Here is a 292-nt window from a genome sequence, read left to right on the forward strand (position 1 = left end):
CGAACCTCGGTTGGGGGTCGCCGGTCATCTGGGCACCGGCGGTCGTCGGCGTCCTGGCGTTCGCGGGCTTCCTCGTGCGCCAGAAGGTCGCCCGCCAGCCGATGATGCCGCTGGACCTGTTCCGGTCGCGCAACTTCTGGGCGGGGAACCTCACGACGATGTTCGTCTACGCGGCGCTGTCGCTGTACGGCTTCGTCCTCAGCGTCTACCTGCAGCAGGGCGCGGGGCTGCCGGCCACCCTCGCGGGGCTCGCCTCGCTGCCGGCGACGCTCATCTCCATCGCCCTGAGCTC

Annotated in this window: 1 pseudogene; it reads left to right on the forward strand. The window is 70.9% G+C overall.

Features of this window, described 5'->3' with window-relative positions:
* Positions 1 to 292 (forward strand): annotated as a pseudogene (locus tag I5G_RS21810) (MFS transporter); the annotation flags it as partial.

Origin of the sequence: Microbacterium sp. B19, assembly GCF_000333395.1 — a bacterium.
Taxonomy (GTDB): Bacteria; Actinomycetota; Actinomycetes; order Actinomycetales; family Microbacteriaceae; genus Microbacterium.